This is a genomic window from Staphylococcus sp. HMSC65H10 (genome assembly GCF_001839185.1).
GTDB lineage: Bacteria > Bacillota > Bacilli > Staphylococcales > Staphylococcaceae > Staphylococcus > Staphylococcus simulans.
The window spans coordinates 40123-62691 of sequence record NZ_KV840373.1; the positions used below are offsets into that span (position 1 = coordinate 40123).

At 37.7% G+C, this 22569-nt stretch carries 24 protein-coding genes and 1 pseudogene; 6 read left to right on the forward strand and 19 right to left on the reverse strand.

From position 1 onward, the window contains the following. Window positions 1–57: 57 nt before the first annotated feature. From rplK to HMPREF3270_RS09425, 17 genes and pseudogenes are all read right to left on the reverse strand, one after another. The gene (gene rplK, locus HMPREF3270_RS09350; RefSeq protein ID WP_070848489.1) at window positions 58–480 is read right to left on the reverse strand and encodes a 50S ribosomal protein L11; all 423 of its coding nucleotides are present in this window, start codon (window positions 478–480) and stop codon (window positions 58–60) included. Between the two features lie 152 nt (window positions 481–632). Next, window positions 633–1181, reverse strand: a complete 549-nt coding sequence (gene nusG / locus HMPREF3270_RS09355; RefSeq protein ID WP_070848490.1) for a transcription termination/antitermination protein NusG — start codon at window positions 1179–1181, stop codon at window positions 633–635. A 14-nt stretch (window positions 1182–1195) separates the two neighbouring features. Continuing rightward, entirely contained in the window at window positions 1196–1402 is a 207-nt protein-coding gene (gene secE, locus HMPREF3270_RS09360; RefSeq protein ID WP_023016303.1) for a preprotein translocase subunit SecE, read from the reverse strand. A 46-nt stretch (window positions 1403–1448) separates the two neighbouring features. After that, window positions 1449–1592: a 50S ribosomal protein L33 gene (gene rpmG, locus HMPREF3270_RS13550; RefSeq protein WP_081600403.1), complete on the reverse strand. Its 144-nt coding sequence runs from the start codon at window positions 1590–1592 to the stop codon at window positions 1449–1451. A gap of 112 nt (window positions 1593–1704) precedes the next feature. Continuing rightward, the gene (locus tag HMPREF3270_RS09365) at window positions 1705–2280 is read right to left on the reverse strand and encodes an RNA polymerase sigma factor (RefSeq protein ID WP_002481323.1); all 576 of its coding nucleotides are present in this window, start codon (window positions 2278–2280) and stop codon (window positions 1705–1707) included. Window positions 2281–2357: 77 nt separating this feature from the next. After that, window positions 2358–2888 (reverse strand): NYN domain-containing protein, encoded by a 531-nt coding sequence (locus HMPREF3270_RS09370; protein WP_002481322.1) that lies wholly within the window; start codon window positions 2886–2888, stop codon window positions 2358–2360. A 3-nt stretch (window positions 2889–2891) separates the two neighbouring features. Next, window positions 2892–3635, reverse strand: a complete 744-nt coding sequence (rlmB, locus tag HMPREF3270_RS09375; RefSeq protein WP_002481321.1) for a 23S rRNA (guanosine(2251)-2'-O)-methyltransferase RlmB — start codon at window positions 3633–3635, stop codon at window positions 2892–2894. 4 nt (window positions 3636–3639) lie between these two features. Beyond that, window positions 3640–4041 carry a Mini-ribonuclease 3 gene (locus tag HMPREF3270_RS09380; RefSeq protein WP_002481320.1) on the reverse strand — a complete coding sequence of 134 codons (402 nt, stop codon included), beginning with the start codon at window positions 4039–4041 and terminating at the stop codon, window positions 3640–3642. Then, window positions 4034–5434 carry a cysteine--tRNA ligase gene (gene cysS, locus HMPREF3270_RS09385; RefSeq protein WP_002481319.1) on the reverse strand — a complete coding sequence of 467 codons (1401 nt, stop codon included), beginning with the start codon at window positions 5432–5434 and terminating at the stop codon, window positions 4034–4036. The genes HMPREF3270_RS09380 and cysS overlap by 8 nt, the downstream gene beginning before the upstream one ends. Next, the gene (gene cysE, locus HMPREF3270_RS09390; RefSeq protein ID WP_172954255.1) at window positions 5418–6047 is read right to left on the reverse strand and encodes a serine O-acetyltransferase; all 630 of its coding nucleotides are present in this window, start codon (window positions 6045–6047) and stop codon (window positions 5418–5420) included. The genes cysS and cysE overlap by 17 nt, the downstream gene beginning before the upstream one ends. A gap of 299 nt (window positions 6048–6346) precedes the next feature. Then, window positions 6347–7801, reverse strand: a complete 1455-nt coding sequence (gene gltX / locus HMPREF3270_RS09395; RefSeq protein WP_061054912.1) for a glutamate--tRNA ligase — start codon at window positions 7799–7801, stop codon at window positions 6347–6349. Between the two features lie 286 nt (window positions 7802–8087). Beyond that, window positions 8088–9152 (reverse strand): PIN/TRAM domain-containing protein, encoded by a 1065-nt coding sequence (locus tag HMPREF3270_RS09400; protein ID WP_070848491.1) that lies wholly within the window; start codon window positions 9150–9152, stop codon window positions 8088–8090. A gap of 27 nt (window positions 9153–9179) precedes the next feature. After that, entirely contained in the window at window positions 9180–10550 is a 1371-nt protein-coding gene (radA, locus tag HMPREF3270_RS09405; protein ID WP_002481315.1) for a DNA repair protein RadA, read from the reverse strand. Window positions 10551–10837: 287 nt separating this feature from the next. Next, a complete protein-coding gene (locus HMPREF3270_RS09410; protein ID WP_070848492.1) occupies window positions 10838–13303 on the reverse strand; it encodes an ATP-dependent Clp protease ATP-binding subunit in 2466 nt (821 codons plus the stop codon). 11 nt (window positions 13304–13314) lie between these two features. Continuing rightward, the gene (locus HMPREF3270_RS09415) at window positions 13315–14319 is read right to left on the reverse strand and encodes a protein arginine kinase (protein WP_002481313.1); all 1005 of its coding nucleotides are present in this window, start codon (window positions 14317–14319) and stop codon (window positions 13315–13317) included. 3 nt (window positions 14320–14322) lie between these two features. After that, window positions 14323–14727 (reverse strand): annotated as a pseudogene (locus HMPREF3270_RS09420) (UvrB/UvrC motif-containing protein); the annotation flags it as partial. A gap of 119 nt (window positions 14728–14846) precedes the next feature. After that, a complete protein-coding gene (locus tag HMPREF3270_RS09425) occupies window positions 14847–15308 on the reverse strand; it encodes a CtsR family transcriptional regulator (protein WP_023016300.1) in 462 nt (153 codons plus the stop codon). 171 nt (window positions 15309–15479) lie between these two features. Between HMPREF3270_RS09425 and HMPREF3270_RS09430 the strand changes: the two genes are divergently transcribed. The 3 genes from HMPREF3270_RS09430 (at window position 15480) to HMPREF3270_RS09440 (ending at window position 17738) form a co-directional block, all read left to right on the forward strand. Then, window positions 15480–16691, forward strand: a complete 1212-nt coding sequence (locus HMPREF3270_RS09430) for a NupC/NupG family nucleoside CNT transporter (RefSeq protein WP_002481310.1) — start codon at window positions 15480–15482, stop codon at window positions 16689–16691. Window positions 16692–16791: 100 nt separating this feature from the next. Beyond that, window positions 16792–17235: an ASCH domain-containing protein gene (locus HMPREF3270_RS09435; RefSeq protein ID WP_070848493.1), complete on the forward strand. Its 444-nt coding sequence runs from the start codon at window positions 16792–16794 to the stop codon at window positions 17233–17235. Window positions 17236–17252: 17 nt separating this feature from the next. Beyond that, the gene (locus tag HMPREF3270_RS09440; RefSeq protein ID WP_002481308.1) at window positions 17253–17738 is read left to right on the forward strand and encodes a GNAT family N-acetyltransferase; all 486 of its coding nucleotides are present in this window, start codon (window positions 17253–17255) and stop codon (window positions 17736–17738) included. A 40-nt stretch (window positions 17739–17778) separates the two neighbouring features. Here HMPREF3270_RS09440 and pdxT read toward each other — a convergent pair whose 3' ends face one another. Both pdxT and pdxS read right to left on the reverse strand, forming a co-directional pair. After that, the gene (gene pdxT / locus HMPREF3270_RS09445; protein WP_002481307.1) at window positions 17779–18357 is read right to left on the reverse strand and encodes a pyridoxal 5'-phosphate synthase glutaminase subunit PdxT; all 579 of its coding nucleotides are present in this window, start codon (window positions 18355–18357) and stop codon (window positions 17779–17781) included. 1 nt (window position 18358) lies between these two features. Beyond that, entirely contained in the window at window positions 18359–19246 is an 888-nt protein-coding gene (gene pdxS, locus HMPREF3270_RS09450) for a pyridoxal 5'-phosphate synthase lyase subunit PdxS (protein ID WP_002481306.1), read from the reverse strand. Between the two features lie 96 nt (window positions 19247–19342). Here pdxS and HMPREF3270_RS09455 point away from each other — a divergent pair, with 96 nt between their 5' ends. From HMPREF3270_RS09455 to HMPREF3270_RS09465, 3 genes are all read left to right on the forward strand, one after another. Beyond that, the gene (locus tag HMPREF3270_RS09455; RefSeq protein WP_070848494.1) at window positions 19343–20710 is read left to right on the forward strand and encodes a MocR-like pyridoxine biosynthesis transcription factor PdxR; all 1368 of its coding nucleotides are present in this window, start codon (window positions 19343–19345) and stop codon (window positions 20708–20710) included. Window positions 20711–20729: 19 nt separating this feature from the next. Continuing rightward, window positions 20730–21200, forward strand: a complete 471-nt coding sequence (locus HMPREF3270_RS09460; protein WP_002481304.1) for a GNAT family N-acetyltransferase — start codon at window positions 20730–20732, stop codon at window positions 21198–21200. 99 nt (window positions 21201–21299) lie between these two features. Beyond that, window positions 21300–22466 carry an MFS transporter gene (locus tag HMPREF3270_RS09465; protein ID WP_226956283.1) on the forward strand — a complete coding sequence of 389 codons (1167 nt, stop codon included), beginning with the start codon at window positions 21300–21302 and terminating at the stop codon, window positions 22464–22466. Window positions 22467–22569 lie beyond the last annotated feature (103 nt).

A 22569-nucleotide genomic window follows, 5' to 3' on the forward strand; every position in this document is an offset into this window, starting at 1 on the left:
TTTCACGTTTCTGATTGTTATTCGTTTCGTTAGATGAGCAAACTCATCTTTACGCTATTATTCTACAGCGATACCCATACTACGAGCAGTACCTTCAACAATACGCATTGCTGCTTCGATGTCTGCTGCGTTTAAGTCAGGCATTTTAGTTTCAGCGATTTCACGTACTTGATCTTTAGTTACTGTAGCAACTTTGTTTTTGTTAGGTTCACCAGAACCTTTGTCAACGCCAGCTGCTTTTTTAAGTAGTACTGGAGCCGGTGGAGTTTTAGTGATGAATGTAAATGAGCGATCCTCATACACACTGATTTCTACCGGAATGATTAAACCTGCTTGTTCTTGTGTTTTCGCGTTGAATTCTTTACAGAATCCCATAATGTTCACACCTGCTTGACCTAATGCTGGACCAACTGGTGGTGCTGGGTTCGCTTTACCTGCAGGAATTTGCAATTTAACTACTTTTTCTACTTTTTTAGCCACGATGTGCACCTCCTTGATATCGTGATGTGGTCACAGGGCTCAATTTTGCCCTCCCACTCTTAAAACATTTCGTGACGAAATGGCCTCCTCCTTCCAAAGGACGACCATAGTATTATATCATTGAAAAATTGTAAAATCAACACCTATTCGAATTACAATTTTTCGATTTGATCAAACTCAACTTCAACCGGAGTTTCTCTGCCAAACATATCTACTAATACTGTAAGCTTGAATTTATCTGCTTCGATTTCTTGTACTTCACCGACTTGGTTGGCAAATGGGCCAGACTTGATACGAACTTGTTCTCCAACTTCGACTTCAACATCAATTGTTTTTTCTTTCATTCCCATTTGTTTTAAAATAAAGCGGACTTCATCCGGCAACAGCGGGTTAGGTTTTGATCCAGCACCTGCTGAACCAACAAATCCTGTTACACCTGGTGTATTACGTACTACATACCATGACTCATCTGTCATGACTAACTCTACCAAGACATAGCCAGGGAAAGTTTTTTTCGTGATTTTCTTCGCTTTACCGTCTTTAACTTGTGTTTCCTCTTCTTCAGGTATGACAACTTTGAAAATCTGTTCTGTCATATTCATTGATTCAACACGTTTTTCTAAATTTTTCTTAACTTTATTTTCATAGCCAGAGTAAGTATGCACGGCATACCAACGCTTTGCTCCAACTTCTTCAGACATGCTGTCACTCCTCATTAACTAATTAATTCTATTAATCTACCGATTCCCAAATCTAAGGCATAGAAGAAGATTAAGAAAAATAACACTGTAACAATTACAATTGTTGTGTATTTCACGAGTTCTTGACCAGTCGGCCAGCTCGTTTTCTCCATCTCAGATATAACGCCTTTGAAGAAACTCTCTTTTGGTGCTTTTGATTTTTTGTTTTTATCTTCAGCCATTGTCGTACCTCCAATTAATCAATAATTTCATCTTGGCCTTTAGCAATTACTTCGATTCCTTGTGTACTGTATGCGCATTGCACTTTTTGCAATACTTCTTTAACACGAGTCTTTCTGCAAGGTTGCTGTTCTTTGGTACGGTATAGTTTCTATTGCCGCAAATTTCACAGTTAAGCGGGACTTTCTTCATAATACCTTCACCTTACCTATATTAAATACTCACTAACTATACATAAGAAACCCTCAAATTGTCAAACGTCTAGTGAATTGTAAGTTGTATCTATAAGTGTAACGAAACGCAATTATGCATCCAATAATTCCTGCATTTTACGCAACTTCACTTTACTACGATGAAGGGCATTATAAACCGCCTTTTCACTTAAATCCATCGCTTGTGCTGTTTCACTTGGGGAATAATCATCCAATATATATTGTACTACTTCTCGCTCTAATTTGCTTAATTTCTTACAACAATTAAGCAGAATTTCCGAACGTTCTTTTAAAATGAGTTGTGCTTCGACAGATGGCAATTGCGTACGATAACTACACTCCGCTTCTTGAACAAGACAATCTTGTTGTAATCTCAGCCGTTTCTGTCTTCTGTAATAATCGTATTTAGAAGTACTGACTAAGCGATTGAAATAATGTTCAAACGGAATCGTTTCTATCGTTTTAAAATGATAAATATTTCTGCTGATTCTTAAGGAGATGTCTTGTATCAAGTCATCACAATCATGCGGTGCAATCGAAGGATGAATCAGCCGACTGCGTATAAACGGCTGCAACACTTCTAGTAATTGATGCATCGCGTGATCGTCATGCATTTGTGCAAGATGTATAAGAGAGACAATATCTTGAGGTATGGAAGTTTTCTGCATTACGGTAAGTTCGATCCTTTCATAAAAGTGAACTTATCATAGCGGAATGCTGATGAAATAAGCAATGTACAGAAATCTTATTTTTCTTGGTCGCCTCTTCTGATTTTTTCAAATTCTGATAATACTTCATCTGTGAGTTGGATACGTGTTCGAGGTTTATTATTATTGAACGTTTTCATTGATGACTCAACACTCGCTTCATTCAACTTAATGTTCTGCCACATTTCTCGAGACGAAATACGATAAGCACCCGTACCGAAGATGGCGTGCTGTTCACTCATATCACTCGTAACAACAGCAATATGGGTTGTATGTTTGTCATATAACCCATATACAAATCGTTCTATAAAGCTGTCAGCTGTTTCATGTTCTTTTGTGAAAATCGTTCGTACCCCGTGGTAATAAAATTCACTTTCATTACCTTCTTGTTCATAAGCGTCAAACACACATATCACATCGTCTGCCACAGTCGCTTTATAGTTGCCGATAGCCAGCAACAACTTTTCTCTGGCTTCTTCTAAATTCTCTTTAGCCAATTCTGATAAAGCACGACTATGACCAATCATATTGTAACCGTCGATGATTAAATACCGATCCTTGTGCTTCATAGCTTATTCTCCAACCGGGTGACGTTTTCGATAAATTTCATACATCATTAAGCTTGCGGCAACAGATGCATTCAAACTGTTAATATGACCGACCATAGGGATTTTAATATAAAAATCACACTTCTCTTTAACGAGTCGGCTCATACCATGTCCTTCGTTACCGATAACAATAGCAAGTGGCATATCTGCACTCATTTGACGGTAATCTGTTGCGTTATCGGCTGCAGTCCCTGCAATCCAATAACCTTCTTCTTTTAACTTATCCATCGTTTGAGATAAGTTTGTTACACGTGTTACCGGAATGTGTTGAATCGCACCTGCAGACGCTTTAGCAACTGTTTGTGTTAAAGCAACAGAACGACGTTTCGGTATAATGACACCATCTACACCTGCTGCATCCGCAGTTCTTAAAATGGAACCTAGGTTGTGCGGGTCTTCTAGACCATCCAGTAACATTAATGTTGGTAAATGATCTTGTGCTTTAAGTTTCGCAAGCAAATCATCTAGCTCTACATATTCATATGGCGCAACCAATGCTGCGACACCTTGGTGCGGTGCTTCAGCTAATCCGTCTAATTTCGTTTTTGGGACGGTCTGCACAATCAATTTTTGCTTTTTTGCATTTTTTAAGATTTCATCAAGTTGTTGCTTTTTCACACCATCTTGAATCAAAATCTTGTTGATGGGATGCCCAGAAGTAATTGCTTCTTTCACGGCATGTCTCCCTACAATTACTGAATCTTCCACATCCTCACTCCCTTTCTTCGACTTCAGTCACAATACGCTCAAGCAATGATTCCAATCGGTCTGATTGATGATCTAAATATAAGAAACCAATCACCGCTTCCAAACCAGAGCTTTTACGATACGTCTGAATGTCAGTATTTTTCGCTTTTGTATGGCTTTTCGCATTACGCCCTCTGCGCACAATTTCTAATTCTTCTTCTGTAAACCAATCCGACTGCATCAAACTTTCCAACGTAATAGCCTGGCTTTTCGCAGACACAAAACGTTTTGCTTGTTGATGCAGACGATTCGGTTTTGCACGCAATTTCAAAATGATATGCGTTCTGACATATTGATCTAAAACTGCATCCCCCATATATGCTAAAGATAATGGGTTCAGCAGTTTGATATTTTCTTGATTATCCACGTTTGAATCTCACGCCTTGCGGTGTATCTTCAAGGATAATATTTTGTGCTTTTAATTCATCACGGATTTCATCCGCACGTGCATAATCTTTATTTTTACGCGCTTGATTACGCTCTTCAATCAAGGCTTCAATGTCTTCATCTAACAATTCATCATGTTGTTTGCCTTTTAATGGAACTCCTAAAACGTCGCTGAAGATTTGGAATACTTCTTTAAAGCGTTCAATCACTTTTTTAGATGTTGTGTTTTCCATCACATATTTATTCGCAAGTTTCGCTAAATCATACCAAGTTGTAATCGCATTAGCAGTATTGAAGTCATCATCCATAACCGTTTCAAATTGTTTTAACAATGCATCAATTTGTTCAATATAATCTGATTGATCTTCGATATCTGAAGCAATCGCTTCTCTTTCCTCAATCGCTTGATAACTATTACGGATACGTTCTAAACCAGCTTTCGCAGATTCGACTAATTCCATGTTGTAGTTGATTGGACTGCGGTAGTGTACGCTGATCATAAAGAAACGTAATACATCAGGGTCTACTTCTTTAATAATGTCATGTACAAGTACGAAGTTGCCTAATGACTTACTCATTTTTTCATTATTGATATTAATGAAACCATTATGCATCCAGTAATTCGCAAATGTCGCATGGTTATGCGCTTCTGATTGTGCAATTTCGTTTTCATGGTGTGGGAATTGTAAGTCACTGCCGCCTGCGTGGATATCAATCGTTTCACCTAATTCATGATATGCCATCACTGAGCACTCGATATGCCAACCTGGACGTCCTTTGCCGAATGGGCTGTCCCAGCTGATTTCTCCAGGTTTCGCTTTTTTCCATAACGTGAAGTCTAATGCATCTTCTTTTTGTTCGCCTGATTCAATACGTGCACCGACTTTTAAATCATCAATAGATTGATGACTTAATTTACCATATCCTTCAAACTTACGTGTTCTGAAATAAACATCGCCTTCACTTTCATAAGCATAACCTTGTTCTACTAGGTTTTGGATAAATGCGATGATATCATCCATATGGTTCATAACACGTGGATTAGATGTTGCTTTTTTGACATTTAACGCACCTGTATCTTCATAGAAAGCTTGAATGTAACGGTCAGCGATTTCTTGCACACTTTCATTCAACTCTTTTGAACGTTTGATTAATTTATCATCCACATCCGTAAAGTTAGATACATAATTAACGTCATAACCTTTATATTCAAAATAACGACGTACAACATCATAGTTGATAGCTGGACGTGCATTACCGATATGAATATAGTTATAAACTGTTGGACCGCAGACATACATCTTAACCTTGCCTTCTTCTATCGGCTTAAATGGTTCTTTCTGTCTCGTCAATGTATTATATAATGTAATCATCTTGAATCTCTCCATTCTTCACTTGCTCTAGTTGCTTTTCTAATTGTTTCATTTGTTCGTAAATCGGGTCTGGTAAGTTGAGATGATCAAAGTTTTTACCGATACGTTTACCATGTTGTTTCACGATATGGCCAGGAATACCGACAACTGTGGAATAGCTTGGTACATTGGTTAATACAACTGAGTTCGCACCAATATTGACATTAGAGTCTACTTTGATATTTCCTAAAATCTTTGAACCTGCCGCAATTAAGACATTATCGCCAATGTCAGGGTGACGTTTACCTTTTTCTTTGCCAGTACCGCCAAGTGTGACACCTTGATAAATTGTAACGTTATCGCCAATCGTACAAGTTTCACCAATGACCACACCCATGCCGTGATCGATAAATAAACGTTTGCCGATTTTAGCACCTGGATGAATTTCAATACCAGTGAAAAAGCGTGATATTTGTGAAATAATACGTGCAGCCACGTAGTGCTTTTTATTATAAAGTTTATGTGCAAGTAAGTGATTCCATACTGCATGCAATCCTGCATACGTTGTTACTACCTCAAATGATGTCTTAGCTGCAGGATCTTGTTCGAATACCATTTTTATATCGTCTCTCATTCTTTTAAACAAGTTATTCCCCTCCTATTTATAACGAAAGCACCTCTAACAACTTAATGTCAGAGGTGCTTCGCACGGTTCCACTCTTCTTCAGCATACAAAAAAACTATTTTTATATACTCTCTCAAATCCCGTATTTATCATTGTCTGAACCAAGGTGCATTCAATAATGTTCAAGATGTGCTCGCAGCAACCGCACACTCTCTGGACTTGAACCATTATCTACTAATCCTTAGTAGTAATTACTTTTAATAATAGGTGGTTTATGCTGAAAATTCAAGCAAGGTTACCCACTAAAATTATAGATATTTTTTCAAACGTTTTAATACCTTTTCTTTACCTAATACTTCCATTGTATTCGGTAATTCCGGTCCATGCATTTCGCCTGTTACCGCAACACGAATCGGCATAAATAATTGTTTACCTTTGATACCTGTTTCTTTTTGTACAGCTTTAATTGTTTTCTTAATTTCAGCCGCTTCAAATGGCTCTAATTCTTCTAGTTTGCCATATAAGTGTTCCATCAATTCAGGTACTTGTTCCCCATTGATAACTTCTTGTTCTTCTTCATTTAATGCAACTTCATCTCTGAAGAAAATTTCAGAAAGCGGTACGATTTCACCGGCATAACTCATTTCTTTTTGGTATAAACCAATTAACTTGCGACCCCAATCTAAATCTTCTTCTGAAGGTGATTCTGGAATCAACCCTGCATTGATTAAGTGAGGTAACGCTAATTCAAAGACAGTTTCTGAGTCTTTTTGTTTCATATATTGGTTGTTTACCCAAGCTAGTTTTTTCTTATCGAAGAATGCTGGTGATTTTTGTAAACGATTTTCATCGAATAATTTAATGAATTCTTCTTTAGAGAAGATTTCTTCTTCACCTTCTGGTGACCAACCAAGTAATGTGATGAAGTTGAACAATGCTTCTGGCAAGTAACCTAAGTCACGGTATTGCTCGATGAATTGTAAGATTTGGCCATCACGTTTACTTAATTTTTTACGTTGTTCGTTGACAATCAATGAAATATGTCCGAAACGTGGAGGTTCCCAACCGAATGCTTCATAAATCATTAATTGTTTTGGTGTATTTGATACATGGTCATCACCACGGATAACATCTGAGATTTCCATATAATGGTCATCTGCAGCTACCGCAAAGTTATAAGTCGGTACACCGTCTTTTTTCACAATAACCCAGTCGCCGATGTTATCAGATTCGAATGACACTTCACCTTTAACCATGTCATCAAATTTATACACTTTGCCTTTAGGCACACGGAAACGAATTGAAGGTTTGCGTCCTTCTGCTTCAAACGCTTCTTGTTCTTCTTTTGTTAAATGTGCGTGTTTACCACCATAACGAGGTGTTTCACCACGTGCGATTTGACCTTCACGTTCTGCTTCTAATTCTTCTTCAGTCATGTAACATTTATACGCTTTATCTTCTGCTAATAATTGTTCTACTAAAGGATTATAGAATTTACCACGTTCAGATTGACGATACGGACCATAACCTCCGTCTTTATCTACAGATTCATCCCAATCAAGACCTAACCATTTCAGGTTGCTGAATTGAGAAGATTCGCCGTCTTCTAAGTTACGTTTCTTATCCGTATCCTCAATACGTACGACAAAGTCCCCATCATAGTGTTTAGCAAATAAATAGTTGAATAGTGCTGTTCTAGCGTTTCCGATATGCAAATAACCAGTCGGACTAGGTGCATATCTGACTCTTACGCGTTCACTCATTATTTCGTTCACTCCTGTATTTTTAGATTATTGATTAAAGAAAGTTCGAGAGCTCAACTATCTCTAATAATTCAGAGACAGTGATACTTCAGAATGTGCTTGATTATTCATGATAAACCAAGGTCAAAAGCAGTGATAAGACCTATCTGTTTGACTGACATAAATAGCCAGGCAGTTCTGTACCCATTCTTACTTATTGTAGCATTACAAGCCTTATTTGGTAAGCCCATTTGCTTACACGAATCAACTCTGTTTACCCTTCTGTTCCATGTGAAACAAGGGATGCTCACTGTTGAATTAATTTCGCAAAGACAATTCGTCCAGATGATGTTTGTAAAATACTAGTAATTTCAATTTTGACATGTTGACCAACTAAGGATTTCGCATCATCAATGACTACCATAGTGCCATCTTCTAAATAGCCGACACCTTGTCCAGGTTCTTTACCCATCTTAGTAATTAATAAATTCATATGGTCGCCTTGGCGCACAGCTGGTTTTACCGCTTCAGACAAATCATTCACATTCAACACTTTAATACCTTGTACACGTGAAATCTTATTCAAGTTGAAATCGGTCGTAATTAAATCAGCTTTATATTTATGCGCAAGTTTAATCAATAGCGCATCGATATGATTATAAGACTTCTGCGGATGGACAATGCGAGAAGGATGATCTGCATCATGAATTTGGTTTAAAATATCCAAGCCACGTTGTCCTTTTTCTCTTTTCACACTATCTGTCGAGTCTGCGACCACTTGCAGTTCATTGATTACACCTTGTGGAATCAAAATCTCTCCATCTAGAAAGCCGCATTTGATTATCTCTAAAATCCGACCGTCAATGACTGCGCTCGTATCTAAAATTTTAGGGTTCGCACGTAAAGCATTGGTTGAGGCAGAACGTGCCATTTTCTCTGGTAAGAAAGCCAACATTTCATCACGTTTCTTCAAACCAAATTGAAAACCTAAATAACTTAAGAATACTGTAATGATAATAGGAAGAACATGAAGGAATAAAGATGATCCGATAATATTTAAAATAAATGCGATCATTACAGAAATAAAAAGTCCCATAATCAAACCTATGGCTGCAAAGAGGATTTCAATTGCGCTGTGTCGCATAATAAAACCTTCTAATTTACGCAAAGCTCTGGTGATTTTAGGAATCAACAAACCAAATAAAACAAAGAATATAATCATACCAATGATGCCAGCAATATATTTATTAGTCAGCCATACATAAGTATCTGCAAAACCTGTATCGCGCGCAATATCAGGTATGATTAATACCCCCAAACTGATACCTAAAATCATATAACTGATAATGACAATTGTCTTTACAATATTCATCTGATAGCCTCCTTTCTCTCTGTGGTATCAGCTTTTCATCAATGCAAAGTTCAGTGCTTCATGCACACTGGTTACACCGATAACTTGAATATTATCTGGGAAGTCCCAACCTCCTATATTGGTTTTAGGAATAATCACACGTTTGAAACCTAATTTCGCTGCTTCTTGAACACGTTGTTCAATACGTGAGACACGTCGTACTTCTCCTGTCAGACCTACTTCACCGACGAAACAATCCATGCCGTTGATAGGTTGGTCTTTAAAACTAGAAGCAACCGCTGCGATAATTGCTAAATCAACAGCTGGTTCTGTTAAACGCACGCCGCCTGCAACTTTGACATATGCATCTTGTTGTTGCAGCAAGTAACTTTCTTTCTTCTCTAACACTGCCATTAATAAATTTAAACGGTTATGATCGATACCAGTCGCCATACGTCTTGGGTTATTAAATGTTGTCGGTGTCACTAATGCTTGCACTTCAATTAATAAAGGACGTGTACCTTCCATTGTCGGAACAATTGTAGAGCCAGCTACATTCGTTGAACGTTCTTCTAAGAACATCTCTGAAGGGTTCTTAACTCCTTTCAAACCGCTATGTTTCATTTCGAAGATTCCCATTTCATTCGTTGAACCGAAACGGTTCTTCACTGCACGCAGAATTCTATATGCATGATGTTCGTCCCCTTCGAAATATAGTACCGTATCTACCATATGTTCTAATAAACGTGGACCTGCAATTTGTCCTTCTTTCGTCACATGACCGACGATAAAGGTTGCGATATTCATTTGTTTCGCAATCCCCATCAGAATTTGCGTACTTTCTCGTACTTGTGAGACAGAACCAGGCGCTGAACTGATTTCTGGATGATACACTGTTTGAATCGAGTCTACTACCACTAAGTCTGGTTGTGTTTGTTTAACAGCTTCTTTAATAACTTCTAAATCTGTTTCCGCAAACACGTTTAATTGACTTGAATCTTCTTCTAAACGATCTGCTCGCAATTTCGTTTGATTCAGTGATTCCTCACCTGTAATATAAAGTACTTTTTTATTTTGAGATAACGCAGAACAAATTTGAAGTAATAATGTCGATTTACCAATACCAGGGTCCCCACCGATTAACACGAGCGAACCTTGGACAATACCGCCACCTAAGACACGATCAAATTCTCTCGAACTTGTATGGATACGCGGTGTAGATTCATGTTGGACATCATTTAACTTTGTTACTTTAGCTGTTTGTTCTCTTGTACGCATCCCTCTGCCACTTGGAGCTTCTTTTTGCGTCATAACTTCTTCCATTTGGTTCCAAGCACCACAATTCGGACATTTTCCCATCCATTTCGGTGATTGATAACCACATGCCATACATTCAAATGTCACTTTCTTTTTTGCCAAATTTACACCACCTATTTTTTCGTGAAAAACAAATCTATTTTACACCCTCTAGGGTTTAAAAGCTATCATTGATTATTTCTTATTCTAAACCTGAAAACACATTTCATACAATCATCTGACTCTCATCTTTAACCACATCATACCAAATTTCTTTAAAACTACATATTATATTCTCTTTAAACTATCAAAATCACAATATATAAAAAGACTCCTTTTAAGCAGCCATGTTATAAATACTGCTTAAAAAGGAGTCTTGATCTATTTATCTGGTTTAACCATTACGTTTATTACGCTTTTGTTTTTGTTTCTTCAGTTTCTTTTGTTTGGCGATCATTGATTTTGTATTCATATTTGTCGCCATTGTGATCCACAACTACGTCTTTACCTTCTAATTGGTTACCGTCTAGGATTAACTCACTTAAGTTATCCTCAACTGTTTTTTGAATTGCTCTGATAAGTGGACGTGCACCATATTGAGGATCGTAACCTTCTTCTGCGATTTTTTCTTTCGCAGCTTCTGTCACTTCGATATTAATATCTTGTTCAGATAGACGATCAGTAAGGTTGCTGACCATTTTTGTTACGATTTCTTTCAATTCAGCTTTATCCAATTTGTGGAAGACAATAATATCATCAACACGGTTTAAGAATTCAGGACGGAATGCATTTTTCAATTCTTTCATCATTGTACTGCGAATTGTTTCGTAATCTGCACCTTCGTCGCTGCCGCCGCCGAAACCAGCAAAGCGTTGATCTTGTAATTCTTGTGCACCGACGTTTGAAGTCATGATAATGACTGTGTTACGGAAGTCTACACGACGACCTTTTGTATCAGTTAAGAAACCATCATCTAAGACTTGCAACATAATGTTGAAGACATCAGGATGTGCTTTTTCTACTTCGTCGAATAGAATAACTGAGTAAGGTTTACGTCTTACTTTTTCAGTCAATTGACCACCGTCATCATGACCTACATAGCCTGGAGGCGCTCCGACTAAACGGCTCACTGCGTGTTTTTCCATGAACTCACTCATGTCTACACGAATCATCGCATCTTCATCGCCGAACATTGATTCAGCTAATGCGCGTGCTAATTCTGTTTTACCTACACCTGTTGGTCCTAAGAAGATAAAGCTTCCGATTGGACGTTTAGGATCTTTCAAGCCTGCACGTGCACGGCGTACTGCTTTACTGATAGATGTCACAGCATCTTTTTGACCGATGACACGTTTATGCAATGTGTCTTCTAAGTTCAACAGACGTTCTGATTCTGTTTCATTTAAGCGTGTTAATGGAATACCAGTCCAGCCCGCAATCACTTCAGCAATATCATTTTCTGTTAATGATGTGTTTGCGCCGCCTTGTTTGTTTTTCCATTCATTTTTCGCTTCTTCATATTGTTTTTCTAATTTTGTTTGTTTATCACGAAGGTTTGCAGCATTTTCGAACTCTTGTGAATGTACAGCTGCATCTTTTTCGTTTTTCACTTTTTCGATTTCTTGTTCAATTTCTTTTAAGTTTGAAGGAGTCGTATGACTTTTCAATCTTACTTTTGAACTTGCTTCATCGATTAAGTCGATTGCTTTGTCTGGTAAGAAACGATCTGAAACATAACGGTCACTTAAACGTGCTGCTGCTTCAACCGCTTCATCAGAAATATTGATACGGTGATGCGCTTCATAACGATCACGTAATCCTTTTAGGATTAAGATTGTATCTTCAACTGTCGGTTCATCCACTTGTACAGGTTGGAAACGACGTTCTAAAGCTGCATCTTTTTCAATGTGTTTACGGTATTCATCTAACGTTGTTGCACCGATAGCTTGTAATTCACCACGTGCAAGTGCTGGTTTTAAGATGTTAGATGCGTCAATGGCACCTTCAGCACCGCCTGCACCGATTAATGTGTGCAATTCGTCGATGAATAAGATAACGTTACCTGCTTGATGAATTTCTTCCATAACTTTTTTCAGTCTTTCTTCGAATTCACCACGATATTTTGTACCGGCAACAACTGTACCCATGTCTAGAGACATCACACGTTTACCTTTTAATGTCTCAGGCACTTCATTATTTACAATAGCTTGTGCTAAGCCTTCAGCAATTGCTGTTTTACCTACACCAGGCTCACCGATTAACACTGGGTTGTTTTTAGTACGACGGCTTAATACTTCGATGACACGTGTGATTTCTTTATCACGGCCGACAACAGGATCTAATGTGCCGTCTTTAGCAATCACTGTTAAGTCACGTGCTAAACCATCAAGTGTCGGTGTGTTGTTAGATTTTGCAGTTTGTGCATTTTTATTGCTCATTTCTGGGCTGCCAAGTGCTTTGACAACTTGAGCACGCGCTTTAGTGATATTTAAATCCAAGTTTGCGAATACACGTGCAGCTACACCTTCGTTTTCACGGATTAAACCAAGTAAAATGTGTTCTGTACCTACGAAATTATGGTGTAATTTACGTGCTTCATCCATTGAAAGTTCAATCACTTTTTTCGCTCTCGGTGTATAGTGCAATGTGCCGATGTGTTCTTGACCTTGACCAATTAATTTTTCTACTTCTGTAACAACAAGGTCTTCTGTGATACCGAAACTTTCTAATACTTTTGCGGCAATACCTTCTGGTTCTTTCATTAAACCAAGCAATAAGTGTTCAGTTCCGATATTTGAGTGATTCAAACGAATCGCTTCTTCTTGTGCATGTGCTAAGACACGTTGTGCACGTTCTGTTAATCTACCGAATAACATAGCAAAACCTCCTATTTTATATGTTCTCTAATAATATTTGCTCTTTGTTCTTTAATTGAAATTTGTTGTGCTTCGTCAATCAGGAATGGGGATTGAATCGCTACCATCATTTGATTGAAGTTGAATTCTGGTAAATCAATATAACCTAAATCAATACCTAACTTGACCTCACTGAGTCTCGTCGATGCTTCTTCCATAGACATTATGCGACTGTAGCGCAATAAACCAAGTGAGCGATAAATGCGGTCTTGCATCTCAACTAAGTTATGATAATCCAGTTGTTTGCGAATCTGCATTTCCTCCGCAATAATTTGTTGGACGATTTCAGTTAACGTTTCAATAATTTGTTCCTCAGTTCTTCCCAAAGTTAATTGGTTTGAAACTTGATAGATGTGACCATAAACTTGAGAACCTTCTCCGAAAATACCGCGAATCGTAAAGCCGAAACGGTTAATAGTTTGAGCAATGCGATTCATACGCTTCATGATAGAAAGTCCTGGAAGGTGCAGCATCACGCTTGCACGCATTCCTGTACCAATATTCGTTGGACACGTTGTTAAATAACCTAAATCTTCATCAAAACTGATATCAAGTGCTCTATCTAATTGGTCATCTATTTCTGAAGCTTCTTGATAAAGTGCTTCTAAATCCATATCTGAACTCATGGTTTGAATTCTAATATGATCCTCTTCATTTACCATTATGCTTAATGATTCATCATCATTCAACAATACCGCTGAAGCCGGCTGTTCAATCAGTTCTTTACTGATCAGATGCTTCGCTACTAATTTTAATTTATCTGTATGCGTGATGGTCTGCATATTTAATACTTTTAAATCAGGCAGTGCATCTTGGACTTCATTAATGACTTTTTGTCCTTCTACATCTGAAGTAAACATTAAGGGATGAACATGATTGTTCAAGTTTCTCGCAAGTCGTATACGTGAAGACATCACGACCGGCGTTGTTTCATTCTGCTGCATCCAACTACTCATGTACATTGAATGTTCGCTCATGTGTTATCCCTCGCTTTCTTCTTGTAGTGCTTTAATTTCATCACGAACGACAGCCGCTTCTTCAAACGCTTGTTGTTCTATTAATTCTTGTAAATATTTATTTTTAGCTTCTATTTTTTTCTTTAATGCGAGTTTGTGCTGAGAGGAGACAGGCGTTTTACCGACATGTTCAAATTGTCCGCCTTGCACACGTCTGACAATATCTACAATATCCTCTTTAAAGGTAGTGTAACATTGTGCACACCCAAACTTCCCTTTATACGCAATATCTTTCATTGTCATATGGCAAGTAGGACACTTCTTCTCTTCTCTGACGCTTAAGTCTTCTAATTGAATACCATGCTTAGACGCCAAATGTTGAAGTATTTGTTTTATAACAAAAGAGCCTTCCATGTCATCTTGATTGTTCTGCCATGTAGGTTCCTCTTCATTACTTTGTGCTTTAATTCTATTGTGTTCTTGTGACTTAAGTGCGTTTGTTTTTGTTCCATGTGCAAATGTGTCAGCCATGTGCAGCCTCCTAACTATTAATAGTAATTAATGACCGGCAATAGCTGTTTCAATATGTTTGCGCGGACAATGTCCCTTGCAGCAACATCCATTCTTAACGTATCTCTATCTACCACTGCAAGCATCATTTTCGCTTCGCGTAATGTTATATATTGATTATCAAGCAATCCTTCGATCACATAATGTGCTTGTTGTTGAGAGATTGAATCGCCGATGATTTGTAAGAGGTGATCAATATAACCTTTCGTATCCTTGGTTTCAACCTTAGTGATTCGGATATAACCTCCACCACCGCGTTTACTTTCGATTTCATAACCGTGTTCATTGGTGAATCTTGTCTTAATTACATAATTAAGTTGAGAAGGCACACAGTCAAAACGTTGAGCAATATTCGCTCGTTGTATCTCAACAACATCTTTATTTGATTCTTCAAATAAATGCTTAATGTACTGTTCTATGATGTCGGACATATTATGCATGGATATCACCCCTTTTTTGACCTTCTTTGACTATATTATATGACCAACTTTGACCTTTTTCAACCAATATGATTTAAAAAATTTGCGACATCGTCAAAAATAGGATGTTCGAAAGCGCTTTTTTCCTGTATGATATTGGATGAAATAAAAAATAAAAGGATGAGAAATAACATGCATATACTTATTGCTTTAATAGGGATTGTCTTCTTCTTAGCCCTCGCACTTGTTGTTAGTTCTGACAAGAAAAACGTTAAGTGGCATTACGTTGGTATCTTGCTTGTGATTCAATTTATCTTCGCGTTTGTTCTCTTAAAAACAAATGCAGGAATCACAGTCATCGGCGGTATTGCGAAAGGCTTCGCCTATCTGTTATCAAAAGCTGCAGAAGGAGTTAACTTTGTATTTGGAGGCTTTAAATACGTCAATCCAGATCAACCGCCATTCTTCTTCAACGTATTATTACCGATTGTCTTCATTTCAGCAATTATCGGTATCTTACAATACACTAAGATTTTACCAATGATTATTAATGGTTTAGGTTTTTTGATCTCTAAAATCAACGGCATGGGTCGTTTAGAATCATATAACGCAGTTGCAGCTGCTATTTTAGGACAATCAGAAGTATTCATTTCATTGAAGAAACAATTACCATACATTCCGAAGCACCGTTTATATACATTAACTGCTTCAGCAATGTCGACAGTATCCGCTTCAATTATCGGTGCTTACTTCACACTGTTAGACCCTAAATATGTCGTAACAGCAATTGTATTAAACTTATTCGGTGGATTTATTATCGCTTCAATTATCAATCCATATACAGTTGATGAAAAAGACGACAAATTATTAGTAGAAGAAACAGGACAAAAACAATCTTTCTTCGAAATGTTAGGTGAATACATTTTAGACGGATTTAAAGTTGCGGTTATTGTAGGGGCAATGTTAATTGGTTATATCGCAATTATTGCTTTACTTAATGGCCTTGTCAGCGGTATCTTTACAGCTGTATCAGGCGGTTCAATTAAATGGGACTTCCAAACATTAATCGGATTTGTCTTTGCGCCATTCGCATTCCTAACAGGTATTCCTTGGGATGACGCAGTTAAAGCAGGTTCATTAATGGCTACAAAATTATTATCAAACGAATTCGTTGCGATGTTAGACTTAGGTAAAATGCATGGTTTATCAGAACGTGCAATCGGTATTACTTCTGTCTTCTTAGTATCATTCGCAAACTTCAGTTCTATCGGTATCATTTCTGGTGCCATCAAATCATTAAATGATGAAAAAGGTGACTTGGTTGCACGTTTCGGACTTAAATTACTATTCGGTGCAACACTTGTATCATTCATCTCTGCAGCTATCGCAGGTCTATTCATGTAAATCATATTTAAACGGCTTCCTCAATCAGGGAGTCGTTTTTTTCATATTGCATTCCAAACCACTTTCGTGTAAAGTAACACTTAATTATGGAGGTGTCATAATGAATATCGATGAATTTTGGGACAAATTCATAACTGAGTATCCTATTTATCAAGACGTTTCTTATACCGCCTGGCAATTCGGTGTCGATGCTACAGACTTAGCTGAGTTAGTCTCACAAGGTATCAAAACTGCGACAACCAGCGGTTTAGCTTTCTACATTGAGGAAGAAGAGCCTCTACCAAAAGTCAACGATTTGAGTATCGTTCTAGATGCGCAAGATCATCCTGTTTGTATTATTAAAAATACTAAAGTATATCAAGTCCCTTTCTGTGAAGTATCAGAAAAACACGCATATAAAGAAGGAGAAGGTTCTCGAACCTTAACATATTGGAGAAACGTCCATCGCGACTTTTTCATACCTGAATACGCAAGCATTAATCAAACTTTTGATGAAGATCAAATCATGGTCTGTGAAGAATTTGAATGTCTATTTACTAAATAAATAAAGCAGGTGAAATTATGGACTTAAATAAGATACAAATCAGTAAGTTTCAAGCATCAGATACACAAGCGGTTGTGGATTTAATATGTCATACACTCAGAACTACCAACATCAAAGACGAACCGAAAGAAGATATTGAAAGTTACGTAACAGAAACCACGCCTGAAAGCATTCAACATAAAGCAGAGCATATCAACTTCTATGTCTTTAAATTAAACAATCAATTAATCGGTACAGGTGCGATTGGTCCTTACTATGGCAGTGAAACAGAATCATGCTTCTTTTCTATTTTTGTTTCTCCTGATTATCAAAAATTAGGTATAGGTAAACTGATTATGGATACTTTAGAAGATGACTATTATTATCATCGCGCAAAACGTCTCATTATCCCTGCTTCAATAACCGCAGTACAATTTTATCGAAAGCGCGGCTATGATTATATTAACCAAAACAGCACACCTGACCATGAAGGATTAATATACTTAGAAAAATTTCCAGACTAAAAAAACGAGCAACCGTTATGGCTGCTCGTTTTTTGAATGATTATACATTCGCTTTTTTACTTTCAGCAACAATATGTTCGATGAAGTACTGTGTTACTCGATAATCATCTGTTAATTCCGGATGGAAAGAAACACCTAAATAATTACCTTCTTTAACCGCGACAATTTTGTCGCCGACTGTACTTAATACTTCTACATTGTCACTGTTTACTTTTTCAATATGCGGTGCTCTGATGAAGACCGCTTCAATATCCTCTGCGATACCTTTAATATCTAATTCAGACTCAAAGCTGTCCACTTGTCGCCCAAACGAATTACGTTCTACAGTGATATCTAATTTCTTCAAATACCCTTCTTCACCGACGATGTCTTGTGCTAAGACAATCAATCCGGCACATGTACCGAACATCGGTAAATCTGAGTTGACTAAAGCTTCTTTAAATCCATACAGATTCATCAAACGACGTAATGTCGTTGATTCACCGCCTGGTAAAATTAAGCCGTCGATTTCTTCTAATTGTTCAACACGTTTGATTGCGATACCTTCGTGGCCGCTGAGCTCAATGTGGCGCAAATGTTCACGTACTGCGCCTTGTAGTGCGAGGACTCCGATTTTCATTTTACCAGCCACGCTCTTGCATACGTTCTTCTAATGAAAGTTGATTTACATCTAAGCCTCTCATTGCTTCACCAAGCTCTTGAGCTAATTTACCGATTAATTCGTAATCAGTGTAGTGTGTTGTTGCTTGAACAATTGCTTTTGCGAATTTTTCAGGGTCTTCTGATTTAAAGATACCTGAACCTACGAATACACCGTCAGCACCTAATTGCATCATTAACGCTGCGTCTTGAGGTGTCGCAACACCGCCTGCCGCAAAGTTAACTACTGGTAAACGACCATTGTCTTTAATTGATTTTAAGACTTCGTATGGTGCACCGATTTCTTTTGCGAATGTCATGATTTCATCATCTGGCATAACTGTTAATTTAGCCACTTCTGAATTCACTTGACGCATATGACGTACTGCTTCAACGATGTTACCAGTACCTGGTTCACCTTTCGTACGTAACATTGCTGCACCTTCACCGATACGACGTGCTGCTTCGCCTAAGTTACGGCAACCGCATACGAATGGTACAGTGTAGTCGCTTTTTAATAAATGATACTCTTCATCAGCAGGTGTTAATACTTCTGATTCATCGATGTAGTCTACACCCATTGCTTCTAACACACGTGCTTCTGTAATATGTCCGATACGGCATTTAGCCATAACCGGAATTGAAACAGCATCCATTACTTCTTGAACAATTTTAGGATTACATGCACGCGCAACACCGCCAGCTGCTCTGATATCTGATGGTACACGTTCAAGCGCCATAACTGCTACTGCGCCTGCTTCTTCTGCAATTTTAGCTTGTTCTGCATTGACAACGTCCATGATTACGCCGCCTTTTTGCATTTCAGCCATTCCACGTTTTACTCGATCTGAGCCTACAATTTTAGACATTCTAAATACCCCTTTTCTCATTGATTAAATCCAGTGTAAAGGATAAACTGATAGTGTTAAAGGACCAATTTCGATAAATATTAGGAGGCCAGTTGAATGAAACAACCTTTATATATGCAGCTTTATCAAAAGTTGAAGGAACAAATCATTGAAGGCCAGTATCAATCTGGTGACCGTTTCCCTTCTAAACGCCGACTTGCTGAACATCATTCACTCAGTAATACAACAATTGAACATGCATACCAATACTTACTAGATGAAGGTTATATCTATTCAAAGCCGCGGTCAGGCTATTATGTATCAGATATTGAATCACTGCCAGTAGTCACAAAAGAATCTCCAACTGCAGTGATTCAACAAACTCAAAAAGAAACAACTACACGTTATCACTTTGATTTAGCACGTATTGATACAGAACACTTTCCGTGGCAACAATTTCGTAAGTATGCGCGTGATGTCTTTGATGAATCTATGCCAGATATTTTACAGCCTGGAGATCAACAAGGTGAATTCAGATTAAGACAAGCCATCGCACATTATCTCTTTAATAGTCGCGGTGTGAATTGTCATCCCGAACAAATCATTATCGGTTCATCCACTGAACAGTTAATCAACCAAGTAACAGATATACTCACTGACCGTTCTTACATCATTGAATATCCAAGCTATCCACCTATTAAGCAAGTGTTGGATAAAAAAGAATTGGCTTATAAACAAGTCCCTGTTACTAAAAAAGGAATTGAGATGTCACAAGTCTTCAATTCCAATCGCCAAGTGGTATATGTGACACCCTCGCATCAATTCCCGACTGGCTATGTGATGAACTTAAAGACCCGTACACAACTCATCAACTGGGCCCAACAACATAAAGACCGTTTCATTATCGAGGATGATTATGATTCAGAGTTCCGCTATTTCAGTAAACCGATTCCTGCACTTCAAAGTTTAGATAAGACAGGAAAGGTTATTTATATCAGTACCTTTTCTAAATCATTATTCCCAAGTTGCCGTATTGCGTTTATGGTGCTGCCTAAAGCACTGATGAAAAATTATCACGATTTACCTAACAAAGAAGGTAATACAGTCCCTGCCCCAATGCAGTATACAGTAGCGCAATTTATGGAAAACGGTTCATTTGATCGCCATTTGAATAAAATGCGTAAAGTTTATCGCCATAAGCTGACTTATATCTTAGAAGCTTTAAAGCCCTATCAAAATCAACTCATGATTGAAGGTGCCACAACGGGTATGCATTTCACATTAACAGTTCAAAATGGCATGCATTTAGATGAGGTGTTACAACGTGCGAAACAAAATCACGTCAAACTCATCCCATTAATCAATTATATGAAGAAAGAGAATTATGATGTTACAGCACCGAAATTTATTATCGGGTTCGGGGGGATTCCAGATAATGAATTAGAAGCACATACTAATGTATTGATTCAAACACTGACAAAATGACTTAAAGGAGAAAAACAATATGTCTGACGTTCAATTAGTCCCATATGATTCTAAATATGATCAAGACCTTGAGAAGTTTACAATTGCTGAAGCAGAAAGTGCTTTTGCGCTCTTACCCTTTGCGGCTCTTGAAGATTTAGCACCTGGAGAATATCCTGTCGTTGTTTTACATCAACAACATCCAGTTGGCTTTATGAGGCTGAATCAAAATGATGAAGGTGCATCCTTAGCACAAAATTCAAATGCTGTCTTAGTAAAATCTTTCTCTATTACGGAACGTATGCAAGGCCAAGGTCTAGCACAAGCAGCTTTGGCACAATTACCTGACTATGTGCGTACTCATTTTCCAAATACTGATGAAATCGTACTTTCAGTTAATTTTAAAAATCCTAAAGCCATTCATGTCTATCAAAAACTTGGCTATATCGATACTAAACGTATATTAGAAGGTCCAGCTGGTCCGCAACATGTGATGTCTTATCAATTTTAAATATGTCACCTTTTTATAAAACATTATATAGTGCATTGACGCTATTTAAAGGTTCACGTATAATCGAGTCCATATTTGCGAATTTTCGGAGGTGTCATTTTGAAGAAATATCCTATTGCGATATGGATGCTTGCGATCGGCGCATTTGCGATTGGAATGACAGAATTTGTCATCATGGGCTTATTACCCAATATCGCACGTGATTTCCATGTGACGGTCAGTCAAGCTGGTCAATTAATTACAGGCTATGCCTTAGGTGTCGCAATTGGCGGACCTATTTTGGTTATGATAACCATCAAACTTAATCGAAAATATTTATTAATGCTTTTAATGGCTATTTTCATTATTGGTAACTTAGCTTCATCATTCAGCACAAGTTACGGCTTCATGATGACAGCTAGAATTATCACTTCACTTGCGCATGGTTCTTTCTTTGGAATCGGATCTATTTTAGCCGCAAGTATGGTACAACCGCAATATCGCGCAAGTGCCATGGCGTTGATGTTCATGGGACTATCTTTAAGTAATATTTTAGGTGTACCTTTTGGAACATTAATCGGTCAACAATTCGGATGGGCGATGACTTTTGTGATTATAGCTATTATCGGAATATTAGCGTTGATTGGTATTATGATTTTTGTTCCTAATCAAAAAGAGCGTCAAGCTTCATCTGTATTAGACGAATTGAAAATCTTAAAAGAAAAGCGTTTATGGTTAACGCTCGCAGTAACCCTGTTTGGTTTCAGCAGTGTCTTTGCGTATTTTACTTACATTTCATCAGTATTAATAGATGTCACACATATTAAAGAAAATCTCATTTCCTTTATGTTGATTATCTTTGGTGTGGGTGTCACGCTAGGTAACTTAATCGGTGGTAAACTTGCGGATTGGAATTTGAATAAGGCGTTACAATTAATTTTTACAATCTTCATCCTCTATTTTGGAATTCTGTATTTCATGCAGTTCAATGGACTTGTAATGGTACTTGGCGTCTTTTTATTTGGAGTTATCGGATTTAGTATGAGTCCCTCTCTTCAATATAAGAGCACATTGATTTCACAAGATGCGCCTACGTTAGCCAGTACATTGAATCAATCTGCCTTCAACTTAGGCAATGCGTTAGGTGCGTTTGTAGGTGGTTTAGTTATCACACACTTACCTGTAGCCTCATTAAGTTTAATTGCACCTTTGCTTACACTAATCGGTTTGATGTTCTTATTAATATCTATTTATGTCGAAAAACAACATTCATCTATTACTTCATAAACATAATCGCCCACTCTGTGTACCATTAAATACAGAGCGGGCGATTTATTTATTCATACCATTATATAAGCATAAAAAAAGAGACCCTTTACAGGATCTCGTG

Excerpts from the sequence above, each read along its gene's own strand:
- nusG (WP_070848490.1), bottom strand. The coding sequence starts at position 1,181 with ATGTCTGAAGAAGTTGGAGCAAAGCGTTGGTATGCCGTGCATACTTAC.
- secE (WP_023016303.1), bottom strand. The coding sequence starts at position 1,402 with ATGGCTGAAGATAAAAACAAAAAATCAAAAGCACCAAAAGAGAGTTTC.
- rpmG (WP_081600403.1), bottom strand. The coding sequence starts at position 1,592 with ATGAAGAAAGTCCCGCTTAACTGTGAAATTTGCGGCAATAGAAACTAT.
- HMPREF3270_RS09365 (WP_002481323.1), bottom strand. The coding sequence starts at position 2,280 with ATGCAGAAAACTTCCATACCTCAAGATATTGTCTCTCTTATACATCTT.
- HMPREF3270_RS09370 (WP_002481322.1), bottom strand. The coding sequence starts at position 2,888 with ATGAAGCACAAGGATCGGTATTTAATCATCGACGGTTACAATATGATT.
- cysS (WP_002481319.1), bottom strand. The coding sequence starts at position 5,434 with ATGATTACATTATATAATACATTGACGAGACAGAAAGAACCATTTAAG.
- cysE (WP_172954255.1), bottom strand. The coding sequence starts at position 6,047 with ATGAGAGACGATATAAAAATGGTATTCGAACAAGATCCTGCAGCTAAG.
- gltX (WP_061054912.1), bottom strand. The coding sequence starts at position 7,801 with ATGAGTGAACGCGTAAGAGTCAGATATGCACCTAGTCCGACTGGTTAT.
- HMPREF3270_RS09400 (WP_070848491.1), bottom strand. The coding sequence starts at position 9,152 with ATGAATATTGTAAAGACAATTGTCATTATCAGTTATATGATTTTAGGT.
- HMPREF3270_RS09410 (WP_070848492.1), bottom strand. The coding sequence starts at position 13,303 with ATGTTATTCGGTAGATTAACAGAACGTGCACAACGTGTCTTAGCACAT.
- HMPREF3270_RS09415 (WP_002481313.1), bottom strand. The coding sequence starts at position 14,319 with ATGAGCGAACATTCAATGTACATGAGTAGTTGGATGCAGCAGAATGAA.
- HMPREF3270_RS09425 (WP_023016300.1), bottom strand. The coding sequence starts at position 15,308 with ATGCATAATATGTCCGACATCATAGAACAGTACATTAAGCATTTATTT.
- HMPREF3270_RS09430 (WP_002481310.1), top strand. The coding sequence starts at position 15,480 with ATGCATATACTTATTGCTTTAATAGGGATTGTCTTCTTCTTAGCCCTC.
- HMPREF3270_RS09435 (WP_070848493.1), top strand. The coding sequence starts at position 16,792 with ATGAATATCGATGAATTTTGGGACAAATTCATAACTGAGTATCCTATT.
- HMPREF3270_RS09440 (WP_002481308.1), top strand. The coding sequence starts at position 17,253 with ATGGACTTAAATAAGATACAAATCAGTAAGTTTCAAGCATCAGATACA.
- pdxT (WP_002481307.1), bottom strand. The coding sequence starts at position 18,357 with ATGAAAATCGGAGTCCTCGCACTACAAGGCGCAGTACGTGAACATTTG.
- pdxS (WP_002481306.1), bottom strand. The coding sequence starts at position 19,246 with ATGTCTAAAATTGTAGGCTCAGATCGAGTAAAACGTGGAATGGCTGAA.
- HMPREF3270_RS09455 (WP_070848494.1), top strand. The coding sequence starts at position 19,343 with ATGAAACAACCTTTATATATGCAGCTTTATCAAAAGTTGAAGGAACAA.
- HMPREF3270_RS09460 (WP_002481304.1), top strand. The coding sequence starts at position 20,730 with ATGTCTGACGTTCAATTAGTCCCATATGATTCTAAATATGATCAAGAC.